13 protein-coding genes are annotated in these 14,266 nt (G+C 71.5%); 8 read left to right on the top strand and 5 right to left on the bottom strand.

The window, feature by feature from the left end; genetic code table 11:
- Nucleotides 1–49: 49 nt before the first annotated feature.
- The 6 genes from AB0M29_RS28665 (at nucleotide 50) to AB0M29_RS28640 (ending at nucleotide 6,628) form a co-directional block, all read left to right on the top strand.
- The gene (locus AB0M29_RS28665) at nucleotides 50–2,746 is read left to right on the top strand and encodes a GNAT family N-acetyltransferase (protein WP_365387703.1); all 2,697 of its coding nucleotides are present in this window, start codon (nucleotides 50–52) and stop codon (nucleotides 2,744–2,746) included.
- A 28-nt stretch (nucleotides 2,747–2,774) separates the two neighbouring features.
- A complete protein-coding gene (locus AB0M29_RS28660; protein ID WP_365387701.1) occupies nucleotides 2,775–3,494 on the top strand; it encodes a CBS domain-containing protein in 720 nt (239 codons plus the stop codon).
- A 10-nt stretch (nucleotides 3,495–3,504) separates the two neighbouring features.
- Entirely contained in the window at nucleotides 3,505–3,969 is a 465-nt protein-coding gene (locus tag AB0M29_RS28655) for a cyclic nucleotide-binding domain-containing protein (protein ID WP_365387699.1), read from the top strand.
- A 55-nt stretch (nucleotides 3,970–4,024) separates the two neighbouring features.
- On the top strand, nucleotides 4,025–4,711 hold the full coding sequence (locus AB0M29_RS28650) for a CBS domain-containing protein (protein ID WP_365387696.1): 687 nt from the start codon (nucleotides 4,025–4,027) through the stop codon (nucleotides 4,709–4,711).
- A gap of 136 nt (nucleotides 4,712–4,847) precedes the next feature.
- A complete protein-coding gene (locus AB0M29_RS28645; RefSeq protein WP_365387693.1) occupies nucleotides 4,848–5,543 on the top strand; it encodes a response regulator transcription factor in 696 nt (231 codons plus the stop codon).
- A gap of 95 nt (nucleotides 5,544–5,638) precedes the next feature.
- Complete coding sequence (locus tag AB0M29_RS28640; protein ID WP_365387691.1) at nucleotides 5,639–6,628, top strand: nitroreductase family protein; 990 nt, start codon at nucleotides 5,639–5,641, stop codon at nucleotides 6,626–6,628.
- A 19-nt stretch (nucleotides 6,629–6,647) separates the two neighbouring features.
- Here the strand turns inward: AB0M29_RS28640 and AB0M29_RS28635 are convergent, their stop codons facing one another.
- The 3 genes from AB0M29_RS28635 to AB0M29_RS28625 form a co-directional block, all read right to left on the bottom strand.
- On the bottom strand, nucleotides 6,648–8,360 hold the full coding sequence (locus AB0M29_RS28635; protein ID WP_365387688.1) for a GAF domain-containing protein: 1,713 nt from the start codon (nucleotides 8,358–8,360) through the stop codon (nucleotides 6,648–6,650).
- Nucleotides 8,361–8,441: 81 nt separating this feature from the next.
- The gene (locus AB0M29_RS28630) at nucleotides 8,442–9,095 is read right to left on the bottom strand and encodes a CBS domain-containing protein (protein ID WP_365387686.1); all 654 of its coding nucleotides are present in this window, start codon (nucleotides 9,093–9,095) and stop codon (nucleotides 8,442–8,444) included.
- Between the two features lie 309 nt (nucleotides 9,096–9,404).
- On the bottom strand, nucleotides 9,405–10,100 hold the full coding sequence (locus AB0M29_RS28625; protein WP_365387771.1) for a CBS domain-containing protein: 696 nt from the start codon (nucleotides 10,098–10,100) through the stop codon (nucleotides 9,405–9,407).
- Between the two features lie 178 nt (nucleotides 10,101–10,278).
- Between AB0M29_RS28625 and pflB the strand changes: the two genes are divergently transcribed.
- Together pflB and pflA are read left to right on the top strand one after the other, a co-directional pair.
- Nucleotides 10,279–12,540 carry a formate C-acetyltransferase gene (pflB, locus tag AB0M29_RS28620; protein ID WP_365387683.1) on the top strand — a complete coding sequence of 754 codons (2,262 nt, stop codon included), beginning with the start codon at nucleotides 10,279–10,281 and terminating at the stop codon, nucleotides 12,538–12,540.
- 4 nt (nucleotides 12,541–12,544) lie between these two features.
- Complete coding sequence (gene pflA / locus AB0M29_RS28615; RefSeq protein ID WP_365387681.1) at nucleotides 12,545–13,288, top strand: pyruvate formate-lyase-activating protein; 744 nt, start codon at nucleotides 12,545–12,547, stop codon at nucleotides 13,286–13,288.
- Here pflA and AB0M29_RS28610 read toward each other — a convergent pair.
- Together AB0M29_RS28610 and AB0M29_RS28605 are read right to left on the bottom strand one after the other, a co-directional pair.
- A complete protein-coding gene (locus AB0M29_RS28610) occupies nucleotides 13,282–13,767 on the bottom strand; it encodes a DUF1003 domain-containing protein (RefSeq protein WP_365387678.1) in 486 nt (161 codons plus the stop codon). The two genes, pflA and AB0M29_RS28610, sit on opposite strands and share 7 nt — an antisense overlap.
- 31 nt (nucleotides 13,768–13,798) lie before the next feature.
- Nucleotides 13,799–14,218, bottom strand: a complete 420-nt coding sequence (locus AB0M29_RS28605) for a hypothetical protein (RefSeq protein WP_365387676.1) — start codon at nucleotides 14,216–14,218, stop codon at nucleotides 13,799–13,801.
- Between the last annotated feature and the right edge of the window lie 48 nt (nucleotides 14,219–14,266).

Genomic DNA, 14,266 nt, shown 5'->3' with positions numbered 1-14,266 from the left:
ACCGGCGGCAGCACCGTGAAGGGGCGTCACGACACAGAAGGGGACGGCCATGACGGACACACGACTGCGGGAGACCGCGGTGCACGCCCTGCTCTCCGACGGGGAGAGCGTCGGCATCAGGCCCCTGCGGCCTGATGACCGGGACGGTGTGCTGGAGCTGTACGCCGGAATGTCGCCGGCGAGCCTGCGGCTGCGTTTCTTCGGCTTGACCCGCGATGCCGGTGCGGGGGACGTCGACCGGCTGTTCTCGACACTGTCGTCCCGCCACGCGGCACTCGTCGCCCTGCGCGGCGACCGGATCGTCGGGGTCGCCGAGTACGAGGTCACCGATGACCCGGAGACCGCCGAGATCGCGCTGGCCGTCGCCGAGGACTTCCACCACCGCGGGGTGGGCACCCTGCTGGTGGAGCACCTCGCCCATGCCGCCCGGCAGTCCGGCGTCACCGGCTTCGCCGCCGACACCCTGGCCTCGAACCACCTGATGCAGAAGTTGGTCACGGACCTCGGGCTCAGGGCCGAACGCCACCACCACGACGGTGAGGTACGGGTCACCTTCCCGCTGACGCCCGACGAGCGGTACCTGTCGGCGGTCGACCGGCGTGGCAGCACGGCCGATCTGGCCAGCCTGCGGCCGTTGCTCCGGCCGCGTTCGGTGGCGGTCATCGGCGCGGGGACCTCGCCCGGCTCCGTCGGCCGCGCCGTCCTGCGCAAGATCCATGAAGGCGGCTTCGCCGGACGACTGTACGCGGTGAACCCCCACGCCCACGCCATCTTGCGCATCCCGTGCTTCCCGTCCGTCGCCGACCTCCCCAGGACACCCGACCTGGCCGTCATCGCCGTCCCCGCGGCCGCGGTCGCGGACACCGCCGAGCAGTGCGGCGCCGCGGGAGTACGCGCGCTCGTCGTCCTGTCCTCCGGCCTCGACGCGGAACAGAGCGCCACCCTTGTCGCCGCCTGCCGGCGGCACGGCATGCGCATGGTCGGACCCAACTGCCTGGGCATCGCTGTCACGGACGAGGGCATCAGTCTGGACGCCACCTTCGCCGCACACCGGCCGCTGCCCGGCAGCGCGGGGGTCGCCGTGCAGTCCGGCGGGGTGGGCATCGCGCTGCTCGACGGGCTGACGCGGCTGGGCATCGGGGTCAGCGACTTCGTCTCACTCGGCGACAAGTACGACGTCAGCGGCAACGACATGCTGCAGTTCTGGGAGGCCGACAGCGGTACCGCGATGGCCCTGCTGCACCTGGAGTCGTTCGGCAACCCGCGCGCCTTCTCCCGGACCGCACGCCGCGTCGCACGCCGCATCCCCGTCCTCACCGTCGACGCGGGGCGCTCCGACGCCGGACGGCGTGCGGCGGCCTCGCACACCGCCGCCGCCGCGACCCCGACCATGACCCGGCAGGCGCTCTTCACCCAGGCGGGCATCACCGCGACCCGCACGGTCGCCGAACTGCTGGACACCGCCGCCCTGCTGCACGCCCAGCCGCTGCCCGCCGGGACCAGGGTGGCCGTGGTGTCGAACGCGGGCGGCGCCGCGGTACTCGCCGCCGACGCCTGCGCCGAGGCGGGGCTGACCGTACCCGAGCTGCCCGCTGACCTGATCGCCGAACTCCTCGGCATGCTTCCGGAAGGCGCCGCCGCGGCCAACCCGGTGGACGCCACCGCCGCCGTGGGCGAGCAGGCGCTGAGCGAGTGCGTCGACCGGCTGGCACAGCACGGAGCGGTCGACGCCGTGCTGGTCGTGCTGGTGCCGACGGCGCTGGCCACGGCCACCGGCGACGATCCGCGGCGGGCGCTCACCCACGCGGACCCCGGCGGCAGGCCGCGTACCGTGGCCGTGGTCCTGCTGGACCAGGCCGAGCAGGTCACGCTGCTGCACGGCAGGAACGGATCGGCCGTCCCCTCCTACGCCGACCCGCAGGCCGCCGCGCGCGCCCTGGCGCACGCCGCCGCACGGTCGGTCTGGCTCGCACAACCGCCCGGAATCCCGGCCGAGGTCACCGGCACCGACCCCAGCGGGGCGCGCGCGGTCGTCGCACAGTTCCTCGCCGAACACCCCGACGGCGGCTGGCTCGACCCGCTGCGCTGCACCGAACTGCTCGCCCACTACGGCATCGCGCAGATCCCCACGGTCCTGGCCACCGGCGAGGATCAGGCGGTGGAAGCCTTCCGCGATCTGACAGACGGCTGCCGGCGTGCGGCCATGAAGGCGTACTGGCCCGGGCTGCTGCACAAGAGCGAGCAGGGCGCCGTGCTGCTCGACCTCGACGGCGAGCCGGAGGTACGCGCGGCCTACCGGGAACTGGCGTCCCGTTTCGGTGACGTGATGACCGGAGTGGTCCTGCAGCCGATGGCCCGTCGCGGCACGGAACTGGTGGCGGGCGTGGTGCAGGACGAGGTGTTCGGGCCGCTGGTGCTGTTCGGTCTCGGCGGGACCGCCACCGAGGTGCTCGCCGACCACGCCGCCCGGCTGGCTCCCCTCACCGTCCGCGACGTGCGGGACCTCATCACCGCACCGCGCTGCGCCCCGCTGCTGTTCGGCTACCACGGCGGCGGACCGGTCGACCTGGAAGGGCTGGAACAGGTGCTGCTGCGTCTGTCGGCCCTGGCCTGCGATCTGCCGCAGCTCGCCGAGGCCGACCTGAACCCCGTCGTCGCCCGCCACGACGGCGTCCTGGCGGTGGACGTCCGCGTCCGCGTACTTCCCCGCCAGGTCACCGACCCCTACCTCCGCCGACTGCGCTGAGCAGCGGCGCTACCACCAGGAGAACACCATGAAGCATCACAAGATCGGGAACGTGATGACCAGCGACGTCGTCAGCGTCACAGAGTCGACGCCGTTCAAGGACGTCGCCCGGCTCCTCGCCGCGCACCGCATCAGCGGCCTCCCCGTCGTCGACGACGACGAGAAGGTGGTCGGCGTCATCTCCGAGTCGGACCTGCTGCTCCGTCAGGCGGAGCGGCACACCGGCGCGTCGCACCGGTGGCCGTGGCGCTCCCGGGGCGCCCGGGCCGCCGAGGCCAAGGCCGCGGCGCTGACCGCCAGCGAGCTGATGTCCACCCCCGCGGTCACCGTCCGCGCCGACGACTCCATCGCCCGCTCCGCCCGCATCATGGCCGAACGCCGGGTGGAGCGGCTGCCCGTCCTGGACGAGGAGGACCGGCTGGTCGGCATCGTCACCCGCCGCGACCTGCTGCAGGTCTTCCTCCGCCCCGACGCCGCGATCCGCGAGGAGGTCATCCAGGAAGTCCTGGTCCGCTCCCTGTGGATGGCGCCGCAGGCCGTCGGCGTCCGCGTCGAGGACGGCGTCGTCACTCTGGAGGGCCGCGTCGAACGCGAGAGCGAGGTCCAGATCGCGGGCCGGATGACCGCTCAGGTCGACGGCGTGGTGGCGGTCAGCAACCGCCTCACCGCGCGGTTCGACGACTCCGACCTCCAGCCCGTCCTGCTCAAGCAGCACGGAGTCGAGCAGGACTGGCTCCGAAGGCTCTGAAGGTGCCGTCATGAGAAGCGCCGCTCCCACCAACCTGTTCGCCGCACTGCCCTCACCAGGGCGCGAACGACTGCAGAACCTCGCCCAGGAGGTCGCCTTCCCCGCAGGCACACGGATCTTCGAGGAGGGCGGCCAGGCCGACAGGTTCTGGGTCGTCCACACCGGCTCCGTCGTCCTGGACACCCCCGTCCCCGGGCGGGCTCCGGCCCCGGTCGCCACTCTCGGTCCCGGCGACCTGCTCGGCTGCACCTGGCTCTTCCCTCCGTACACCTGGCATTTGGGCGCCGAGGCGCAGAGCGACGTGCGCGCCGAGGAGTTCGACGCCACCATCGTGCGGGCGCTGTCCCACGCCGACCTGGAGTTCGGAGAGGCGCTCGCCCGACGCGTCGCGGAGATCATCGCCCACCGCATGCAGAGCGCACGGATCCACCTGCTCGACCTGTACGGGCCGCACGACGGCCACCGCACCGGATGATCCAGAGGTCCCGAACGCCCGGGCACCGTCCAGCACTTCGAAGGAGGAACCCGCCATGACCGGCAGCCCGCACATCGTCAGCGACGTCATGACACAGGCGGTGGTGTCCGTGGACCGGGACACACCGTTCAAGGAGATCGTACGGATCCTGCAGCAGCACAGGATCAGCGCCGTGCCCGTGGTCGCCTCGAACGGAACCGTCGCTGGTGTCGTCTCGGAGGCCGACCTGCTGCCCAAGGAGGAGTTCCGCGACAGCGACCCCAGCCGCCTGGCCCAACTGCGCCGCCTGGACGACCTGGTCAAGGCCGGTTCCGTGGACGCCGCACAGTTGATGACCACGCCGGCGGTCACCGTCGAGGCGAGTGACACGCTGTCGCGGGCCGCCCGCATCATGGCGAGAACCAAGGTGAAGCGGCTGCCCGTGATCGGCCCTGACGACAGGCTGTGCGGCATCGTCAGCCGCGGCGACCTGCTGAAGGTGTTCCTCCGGGACGACGAGGAGATCGCGGAGGAGGTACGGCGGGAGATCGTGGCCTACCTCTTCCCCGGTGAGCCTCCCCCGCTCCAAGTCGCGGTCGCCGAAGGGGCGGTGACACTGACCGGCCGGGTCAGCGGCACCTCCCGGGTGCCGGTCGCCGCCCGCCTGGTGCGATCCGTGGAGGGTGTCGTCGACGTCACGTGGAACCTGGGTCGGCCGTTGCCACGGCCGGCGGAGCCACCCGTAATGGGACCGCTGTACTGAGCCTCGCGCCTCGCGTGGTCCGGACCGAACGCCCGCGCCGCGGTCCGGGTCCATTCGGCCCTAGTGCCGGACAGACCCCAGGCCGATGATCGGAGCCTGAGCCGGGATACGACAACACAACAGGTGAAGGTCCGACATGAGCGAGGCACGCCAGTTCTCACCGCAGTCCCCCATCCGGGTCTTCCTGCTCGACGACCACGAGGTGGTCCGGCGCGGCGTCCACGACCTGCTGGACGCGGAGCCCGACATCGACGTGGTCGGCGAGGCGGGAACCGCGGACCACGCACTGGCCCGCGGCCCGGCCCTGCGACCGGACGTCGCCGTCCTGGACATCCGCCTGCCCGACGGCGACGGCATCACCGTCTGCCGCGAACTGCGGTCGAACATGCCGGAACTCGCCTGCCTGATGCTCACGTCGTTCGACGACGACGACGCGCTGCTCGACGCGATCATGGCCGGGGCCGCGGGCTACGTGCTGAAGCAGATCAAGGGCTCCGACCTGGTCTCGGCCGTCCGTACCGTCGCCTCCGGCCAGTCGATGCTCGACCCCGCCACCACCGCCCGGCTGATGAGCAGCCTGCGGGCGGACGGTGCCACCGCTGAGCCCGAACAGCAGGCGCTGGCTTCGCTGTCGCCGCGCGAGCGGGAGATCCTCGGGCTGATCGGCGAGGGGCTCACCAACCGTCAGATCGGTAAGCGGCTGTACCTGTCGGAGAAGACCGTGAAGAACAACGTCTCCCGGCTGCTGGCAAAACTCGGCGTCGAACGCCGTGTCCAGGCCGCCGTCATCGCCACCCAGGGACAGCCCGCAGCCGAAGGCGGCCACCGATGAGGGCCGTCCGGACCCATCACCGGTAACCAACGGCCCTGTTCGGAGCGCACCCCGGTCCGCGAGCCTGGGAGCAGGACGACTGCGAGGAGGCCGCCATGACGACCGCAGCGCTCGACGGAACGACACTGGAGAAGCTCATCTCCGCCGCCGTGGCCGCACCCTCGATCCACAACACCCAGCCGTGGCGCTACCGGCTGGACCCCGACACCACGACCGTCGAGGTACGTGCCGCCGTTGATCGCGGCCTGCGGCACGCGGACCCCGCGGGGCGCGCGGTGCACATCTCGGTCGGCGCCGCGGTGTTCAACCTGCGTGTCGCGGTGGCGCACTTCGGCTGGGAGCCCGTGGTCCGGCTGCTGCCGCGGTCGGCGGAGCCGGACTTCCTGGCGGCCGTACGCCTGGCCGGCCCGAAGACGGGCGCCACCCCGCTCCGCCAGGACCTGTACGACGCGGTGTGGCGCCGGCACAGCAGCCGTGTCCCCTTCTCGGACCGGCCCGTACCCGCGGCGGTGCTCGCGGAGATCACGGAAGCCGCGGGCACCGAAGGGGCGCGTCTGACGCTGCCCGGACCGTCGGAGGCCGCGCGTATCCTGCAGATCACCACCGAGGCGGAACGGTTCTCCGTCGCCGACCCCCACCGCGGCGCCGAGAGCCGCTCGTGGATCCGCGACGCGGCGCCCGACGGTCTGCCGCACACGGTGCTCGGCCCGCTCGACTCCACAGGCCGCATCCCCGTACGTGACTTCTCCGCCCTGAGCCCGGACGATCACCAGCCGCCGGCGGACTTCGAGCGGCACCCCACCATCGCCGTACTGTCCACCCGGCACGACACCCGCGCCGACTGGCTCCGTGCGGGCCTGGCGCTGGAGCACGCGCTGCTGGTCGCCACCGCCCATGGCGTGCGGGCATCGCTGATGAGCCAGGCCCTGGAGTGGCCGGAACTGCGGTGGGCGCTGCGTGACCCGCGCGGTGGCCACGCGCAGGTGCAGATGCTGATCAGGCTCGGCTACGGCCCCGAGGGACCGGCCTCGCCGCGACGGCCCGTACGTGACGTGCTGGAGGCGGGCGCAGGACGTCAGCGCTGAGCAGGACCGGGGGGGCGGGCTACCGGGCGCCGGGCGCAGCGAGCGGTACCTCCCACACCAGACAGGTCCCGCCAGAGGGACCGGGGCCCGCTGTGAACGTTCCGCCCAGCCGCTCGGCGCGTACCGCCAGGTTGTCGAGCCCGCTGCGGCGGCCGTCCGGGGGCAGGCCGATCCCGTTGTCCAGGACGCGGACTGTCAACGTCCCCCTGGCCACGACGAGGGAGACCTCGACGGAGGTCGCCCGCGCGTGCCGGGCGGCGTTGGACAGCGCTTCTCCCAGCACCGCCACCGCGTCCTCCACGATCCCCGGCGGCACGTCGGTGTCGAGCAGCCCCTCCATGTGCAGCGCCGGTGTGAACCCCAGCGTCGTGGCGGCGATCTCCATACTCGTCGCCGCCCGGGCTCGCAGGCCCTGGGCCCGACGCTCGCCCTCCTTGGCCCGCAGCCCGAAGATCGTCGATCGGATGATCTTGATGGTCTCGTCGAGGTCGTCGACCGCCCGCAGCAGCCGCTCGGTGGCCTCCGGGCGATCCACGAAACGCAGCGCGCTCTGGAGCGTCATCCCCGTGGCGAAGAGCCGCTGGATGGCCAGGTCGTGCAGGTCCCGGGCGATCCGGTCGCGGTCCTCCAGCAAGGTGAGCTGCTCGGCGGAGCGCCTGCGTTCGGCCAGCTGCATCGCCAGCGCGGCCTGCCCGGCGAAGGCCAGCAGCGGGGCGGACTCGGTGTCGGAGAAGGGCACGCCCTCCTCCTCGCGAGCCAGCAGCAGAACGCCGCGCGGCCCCTCGTCCGTGACCATCGGCACCGCCATGACCGGTCCGAGTCCGCCGAACCGGGGAGGCCCCGCGGTCACCCGGGGATCCTTCTGGACCTCGGCGGTGATGATGGGTTCTCCCGCCGTGATCGCCGCCCCCATGAACGAGCCGTCCCGCGGCAGCGTCAGACTCCGGTGGAAGTCGGCGTCCGTGCCCACGGCGATCATCACCCGCAGATCGGTGCTGTTCTCGACCGGCAGGGCGATGACGCCCAGATCGGCGCCGGCGATGGCCTTGGCGTGGCGGACGATCCCCTCCAGCACATCCATCTCTTCGACGCCCGACAACAGGTCGGAGATGATCTCCGCGTTGGCCTCCATCCAGCGCTGCCGGTCGCGTGCCGCCTTGTAGAGCCGGGCGTTCTCGATCGCCACGCCGGCCGCGACCGCCAGCGTGCGCAGGACCGTCTCGTCCTCGCCGTCGAACTCGACGCCGCCCCGCTTCTCGGTCAGATACAGGTTCCCGAAGACCTCGTCGCGCACACGGATGGGCACACCGACGAAGGAGTGCATCGGCGGATGGTTGGCGGGAAAGCCGTACGAGGCCGGGTGGTCCGCGATCTCCGCGAGCCGCAGCGGCTCGGGATGCCGGATCAACTCGCCCAGAATGCCGTGCCCCGAGGGCAGCGAGCCGATGGCCTCGGTCTGCCCCGGGCTGACCCCCACCGTGAGGAACTCCGACAGCCGTGCGCCTTCGACGACGCCCAGGGCGCCGTACTCGGCGTCGACCAGGACCACCGCGGACTCCACGATCTGGCGCAGCACCTGCGGCAGATCGAGCTCGCGTCCGACGGAGAGCACCGCCTCGAGGAGGCTGTGGACCCGGTCCTGGGTTCCGCGGACCGCGTCGATCCGTATCTGCAGCTCGTCCAGCAGTTGGTCGAGCCGCAACCGGGGCAGCCGCCCGCTCTCCTCGACCACCGGGGTCCTCCGCTCGCACCAAGTCGCCGACCCTGACGTGCCAGGCACCACGTTAGCGGCCCCATGGGGCAGGACGGGCGGTTACGGTGCAGAGGCCGGGGCAGCCAGTTCGCTGTGGACGTCCACGACGCCCTCGACCGCCCGGGCCAGGCGGCTCGCTACCCGGATCAGCGCGGGCTCCAAGACCTGGCCGCCGAGGGTCACCACCCCGTCGTCGACGGCTACCGTCACGGAGGGCTCACCGGGGAACAGCGGACGGACGACCTCCCGGCGGACCTCGTCGGCGATCTCGCGATCCGTGCGGAGGAAGACCTTCAGCAGGTCGCACCGGCTGACGATCCCGCACAGGGCGCCTTCGGCGTCCGTCACCGGCAGCCTCTTGACCCGGCGCTCGGCCATGATCCGGGCGGCCTGCGCCACCGTGGCATCGGCATGGACGCAGACCGCTGGCGAGGTCATCAGATCCCCCGCGGTCACCGCCCCGGCCTTGGCGATGTCGGACAGCCTGCGGACCTCGTCGTACGTGGTGGGGTCGCTGTCCCGGAACTCCTCCTTGGGAAGCAGGTCCGCCTCGGACACCACTCCCACGACCCGGTGCTCGCCCTCCAGCACGGGCAGGGCGCTCACCTTCCACTGCTCCATCGTCTCGACGATCAGCTTGAAGGTCGCGTCCCGACCCAGTGCCACGACGGTCTGGGTCATGACCTCACTGACCGTGCGCGGTGAGGCGAACATGGCACACTCCTCCTCGATTCCTGGTCAGATCCGCTGCGGCCGGGCCGCGACATCGGCCGCGATCGACCGGGCCCAGGCGTCGATCCGGTCGCGGTCGCGGAAGTCACCGCCCCGACCCCGCTGTAACCGCGCAACTCCTGGACCACGGCGGCGGGGCGCACCTCGGCCTCGACGCCCGCTGCGGTCAGTTCTTCGCCGATCCACTGGGCGATCTCGGCGGTGCCGCCGTTCCTCGATTCGTAGGCGACCAGCACCACGGGCGTGTTCATCGCCGCCCCTCTCCCTTCCGCTCGCCGGGGCCGAGGGCCCTCACGGCAGCAGTCCTGCGCGCCGGGACGCCGGTTCGACAGCCCTCGCCTCGTCGTCGCGGTAGTCGAGCGTCTCGGTGACCTCGACGACCCCGTCGACTCCCTCGCACAGCCGGATCACAACAGGGATGAGGCTGCGGCGCTCGACGGTGCCGCGCAGCGACACGCGGCCGTCGGCGACAGTGACCAGCACCTCGTCGGGCTCGATGCCGAGGGTGCGCGCGAGGATGTCGCCGCTGATCTCCTCACGGATGACGTGGTCACGGCGGAGGAAGACCCGCAGCAGATCCGCGCGGCTGACGATGCCCACCAGCCGGCCGGTGTCGTCCACCACGGGCAGCCGCTTGACCCGTCCGTCGTCCATGACCCGTGCGGACTGCACCACCGACCACTCACGGTGGGCGACGACCGCGGGACTGGTCATCAGGCCGTCGGCGGTGGTGGCCACCGGGTGGGCGCGCCCGTCACCGGGAGTGTCGAGTACGGCCAGCAGCCCGGCCGGATCAGGCCGTGTGGACTCCCGGCGCAGCAGGTCCGCCTCCGAGACCACGCCCAGCACACGGTCGGTGTCGTCGACCACCGGCACCGCGGTGATGTCGTGGTCGGCCAAGAGCTTCGCGATCTCCTTGAAGGGCGTGTCCGCGTGGACGCTCACCACCGTGTGGGTCATCAGGTCGCTCACGGTGCGGTGCTTCAACATGGTGCCGCCTCCCTACGGGCGCAGATTGCCTCACTTCCACTCTCCCGGGCCCCGCCCGGTCCTCCTTAGGGCCGGTCGGGGCCCGGTACGGGGCCCAACGGCTCTCCCGGGTCACCGCGGCCGCGGACGACGATCGAAGCAGGAAGCGACAGGCACCATGAGGGGATGACCTTCGATGACCTTGGTGGCACACCCGGCCGAGAGCCAGGCGCAGCCCGGCTGGCGAGGATTCAGCGGTGACGGATGGCGCGAGCGCGTCGACGTCCCAGGATTCGTCCAGGCCAACTACACGCCCTACGAAGGGAACGCGGCGTTCCTGACCGGCCCGACCGCCCGCACCCGCGCGGTGTGGGAGAGGGTCGCGGCCCTGTTCCCCGAAGAGCGGCAGCGCGGCATCTACGACGTGGACACCGCCACCCCCTCCACGATCACCTCACACGCACCCGGCTGGATCGACCGCGACCGCGAGCTGATCGTCGGCCTGCAGACAGACGCCCCACTGAAGCGGTCGATCATGCCCAACGGCGGGCTGCGGATGGTCGAGACCGGCCTGCGCGCGTACGGCTACGAGCCCGACCCCATGGTCACAAAGGTGTTCGGCACCTACCGCAAGACCCACAACCATGGAGTGTTCGACGCCTACACCCCCGAGATGATCCGCGCCCGCAGAGCCGGCATCATCACCGGACTGCCCGACGCCTACGGCCGGGGCCGGATCATCGGCGACTACCGGCGCGTCGCGCTCTACGGCACCGCGCGCCTCATCGAGGCCAAGCACGCCGACCGCGCGCTGCTCGACGGGGCGCCGTCCTCCGAAGACGTCATCCGCGACCGCGAGGAACTGGCCGAACAGATCCGGGCGCTGGGCGAACTGGAGCAGATGGCCGCCTCGTACGGCTGCGACGTCTCCCGCCCGGCGGCAACCGCGCGCGAGGCCGTGCAGTGGCTCTACCTCGGCTATCTGGCCGCGGTGAAGGAGCAGAACGGCGCCGCGATGTCGCTGGGCCGCACTTCGACGTTCCTCGACGTCTACCTCCAGCGCGATCTCGACCGGGGCGCCATCGACGAGAGCCGCGCCCAGGAGCTGATCGACGACTTCGTCATCAAGCTGCGGATCGTCCGGTTCCTGCGCACCCCGGAGTACGACGCCCTGTTCTCCGGCGACCCCACTTGGGTGACCGAGTCCATCGGCGGCATCGGCACGGACGGCCGCACCCTGGTCACCCGCACCTCCTTCCGTTTCCTGCAGACCCTGTACAACCTCGGCCCGGCACCCGAGCCGAACCTGACCGTCCTGTGGTCGCCGCACCTGCCCGACGGGTTCAAGCACTTCTGCGCGCAGGTCTCCGTCGACACCAGCTCGATCCAGTACGAGTCGGACGAGCTGCTGCGGCCGCGCACCGGTGACGACACCGCCATCGCCTGCTGTGTCTCGGCGATGGCGGTCGGCAAGCAGATGCAGTTCTTCGGCGCCCGCGTCAACCTGGCCAAGGCACTGCTGTACGCCATCAACGGCGGCCGGGACGAGATGACCGGAGAGCAGATCGCCCCGCCCAGCACGCCGCTCACCGGCGAGTACCTGGAGTTCGACGAGCTGTCCGTCGCATACGGCCGAATGCTCGACTGGCTGGCCGGGACCTACGTCAACGCCCTCAACGTCATCCACTACATGCACGACAAGTACGCGTACGAGCGGCTGGAGATGGCCCTGCACGACTACCCCGTGCACCGCTTCATGGCCTGCGGCGTCGCCGGCCTGTCGGTCGCCGCGGACAGTCTCTCGGCTGTCCGGTACGGCCGGGTGAAGGTGATCCGCGACGCGAGCGGGCTGGCCGTCGACTACGAGACCACCGGCGACTGGCCCGCCTACGGCAACAACGACGACCGCGCCGATGCGCTCGCCCGCGGACTGGTCGAGTCGTTCATGGCCAAGATCGCCCGGCATCCGGCGTACCGGGGCGCCGAGCACACCCAGTCGGTGCTCACGATCACCTCCAACGTCGTGTACGGCAAGCACACCGGCAACACCCCCGACGGCCGTCGGGCAGGCGCCCCCTTCGCCCCCGGTGCCAACCCGATGAACGGCCGTGACCGGCACGGCATGGCGGCCTCCGCGCTGTCCGTGGCGAAGCTGCCCTACGACCAGGCCCGCGACGGCGTCTCCCTCACCTCGACGATCACCCCCGAAGGGCTGGGACACGACCCCGCCGAGCGGGCCGGGAACCTGGTGGGCCTCCTCGACGGCTTCATGACCGCGGGCGGCTTCCACCTCAACGTCAACGTCCTCGACCGGGCCACCCTCGAAGACGCCATGCGGAACCCGGAGAAGTATCCGGACCTGACCATCCGCGTCTCCGGATACGCCGTCAACTTCGTGCGCCTGACCCGCGAGCAGCAGCTCGACGTGATCAGCCGCACCTTCCACGGATCGCGGTGACGCCATGACCACCGCTGTCGGCACCACCGGCCGGGTCCACTCCTGGGATCTGTCCACCGGGGTGGACGGACCGGGAACCCGCTTCGTGCTGTTCCTCAGCGGTTGTCCTCTGCGCTGCCTCTACTGCTCCAACCCGGACACCTGGCACATGCGCGACGGGCGGGCGATGACGGTCGACGAGACCGTCGCGGAGATCGAGAGGTACGCGGACTTCCTGATCGCCGCCGGCGGCGGGGTCACCCTGACCGGCGGCGAGCCGCTACTGCAGCCCGCGTTCACCGCCGAGGTGCTCCACCGCTGCCGTGCGCTGGGGTTGCACACCGCCCTCGACACCTCCGGCTACCTCGGCGCGCGAGCATCCGACGCCCTGCTCGCCGACACCAGCCTCGTACTGCTGGACATCAAGTCCTTCGACGCCCCGACGTACCGGGAACTGACCGGCGCGGCCCTGCCCCCCACCCTCACCTTCGCCACCCGCCTCGCCCGCCTCGGCATCCCGACCCGCATCCGCTACGTACTCGTCCCCGGCTGGACCGACGACGAAGCGGCCGTCGACGGCCTGGCCGCGTTCGTCGCGGGCCTGAGCAACGTCGAGCAGGTCGATGTCCTCCCCTTCCATAAACTCGGCGCCCCCAAGTACGACAAGCTCGGTATCCCCTTCCCGCTGCGGGACACCCCCGTCCCCGATCCGGAACTCACCCGTCGGGTCCGCGAGCAGTTCCGGTCGCACGGCCTGACCGCTCACTGAGCGGCCTTGCCGCCGTTCATCCGGGTACGGCTCTCGGCGATGGCCTCCTGGACCCGCAGCTCGACGTGTTCCGGGTCCAGTCCCAGCGCCCTGCCTATATGAACCGACCACACCTCCGCGCGGAGGTTGGTTTCGAAGTCCAGGTCGGCGCGGACGTTCTCACGGGCCGCCTGCCGGTTCTGGCTGACCATCACGAACGTGGACAGGAAGATGGCCTCCAGGCTCACGATCATCGTGAGCAGCCCGAAAGGGTAGGCGTCGAACACCGCCCGGCGGCCGAACAGCCCCTCGTTCAGGACGATCCAGGCGGTGAACCACAGCGCGTGCAGGTAGACGAACAGCATCGTCCCCGCGAATGCGGTGATGGCGTCGGCGACCCGGTCCTGAGTACCGCGCATGCGCGCGAAGACCACCCGCTCGTGCCGCAGCAGCACGGGCGGGTGGTGGGGCAGCGGGCGGTGGCCCGGAGAGGAGTTCATGCCGCACATGGTGCCTCAGCCCGCATGCGGCTCACGCGGGTGCAGTCGTCGAAGTGGGACCGATCACCGTGCCGGTGGCGCCCTGCAGGATGCCCACGGCGTTGTCCACGGGGCCGATCGCGGCCAGGCCTCCCGTGTGGGCCACGAAGTCCGCGGCTGCCTCGACCCGGGCGCGCACGTCCTGCGGCAGCCGTGCGTCGGGCGTCTGCTCCGCGGGCATCCGCAGCAGCGGCCTGGAGCCGTGCAACCGGTCCTTGGGGGTGAACACGTGCGTGGCGGCGGACAGGAAGAGGAGTGCGTCCGCGTCCACGGCGACGGCCAACGCGGCCGCCGTCGAGGCCGGATCGGCGACGGCGGCCACCGTCCGCAGCCGGTCGGTCCCCCGCTCGCGCACCACGCAGCCGCAGCCGCGCCCAGTCGCGTGACCGGTCCTTTCGTCCTCCGGGGTCATACGGTCGGCGGTACCGCCGCGTGGCGCGGGTCGGTGTCGTGGGTGAAG

Source organism: Streptomyces sp. NPDC051976, from assembly GCF_040680795.1.
GTDB lineage: Bacteria > Actinomycetota > Actinomycetes > Streptomycetales > Streptomycetaceae > Actinacidiphila.
The sequence above is the reverse complement of the archived record's forward strand: the minus strand, read 5'-3'. Positions and strand labels throughout refer to the sequence as shown.

Coding starts and splice junctions, on each gene's coding strand:
- AB0M29_RS28655 (WP_365387699.1), top strand. CDS start 3,505: ATGAGAAGCGCCGCTCCCACCAACCTGTTCGCCGCACTGCCCTCACCA.
- pflA (WP_365387681.1), top strand. CDS start 12,545: ATGACCACCGCTGTCGGCACCACCGGCCGGGTCCACTCCTGGGATCTG.
- AB0M29_RS28640 (WP_365387691.1), top strand. CDS start 5,639: ATGACGACCGCAGCGCTCGACGGAACGACACTGGAGAAGCTCATCTCC.
- AB0M29_RS28605 (WP_365387676.1), bottom strand. CDS start 14,218: ATGACCCCGGAGGACGAAAGGACCGGTCACGCGACTGGGCGCGGCTGC.
- AB0M29_RS28610 (WP_365387678.1), bottom strand. CDS start 13,767: ATGAACTCCTCTCCGGGCCACCGCCCGCTGCCCCACCACCCGCCCGTG.
- pflB (WP_365387683.1), top strand. CDS start 10,279: ATGACCTTGGTGGCACACCCGGCCGAGAGCCAGGCGCAGCCCGGCTGG.
- AB0M29_RS28645 (WP_365387693.1), top strand. CDS start 4,848: ATGAGCGAGGCACGCCAGTTCTCACCGCAGTCCCCCATCCGGGTCTTC.
- AB0M29_RS28650 (WP_365387696.1), top strand. CDS start 4,025: ATGACCGGCAGCCCGCACATCGTCAGCGACGTCATGACACAGGCGGTG.
- AB0M29_RS28630 (WP_365387686.1), bottom strand. CDS start 9,095: ATGTTCGCCTCACCGCGCACGGTCAGTGAGGTCATGACCCAGACCGTC.
- AB0M29_RS28665 (WP_365387703.1), top strand. CDS start 50: ATGACGGACACACGACTGCGGGAGACCGCGGTGCACGCCCTGCTCTCC.
- AB0M29_RS28660 (WP_365387701.1), top strand. CDS start 2,775: ATGAAGCATCACAAGATCGGGAACGTGATGACCAGCGACGTCGTCAGC.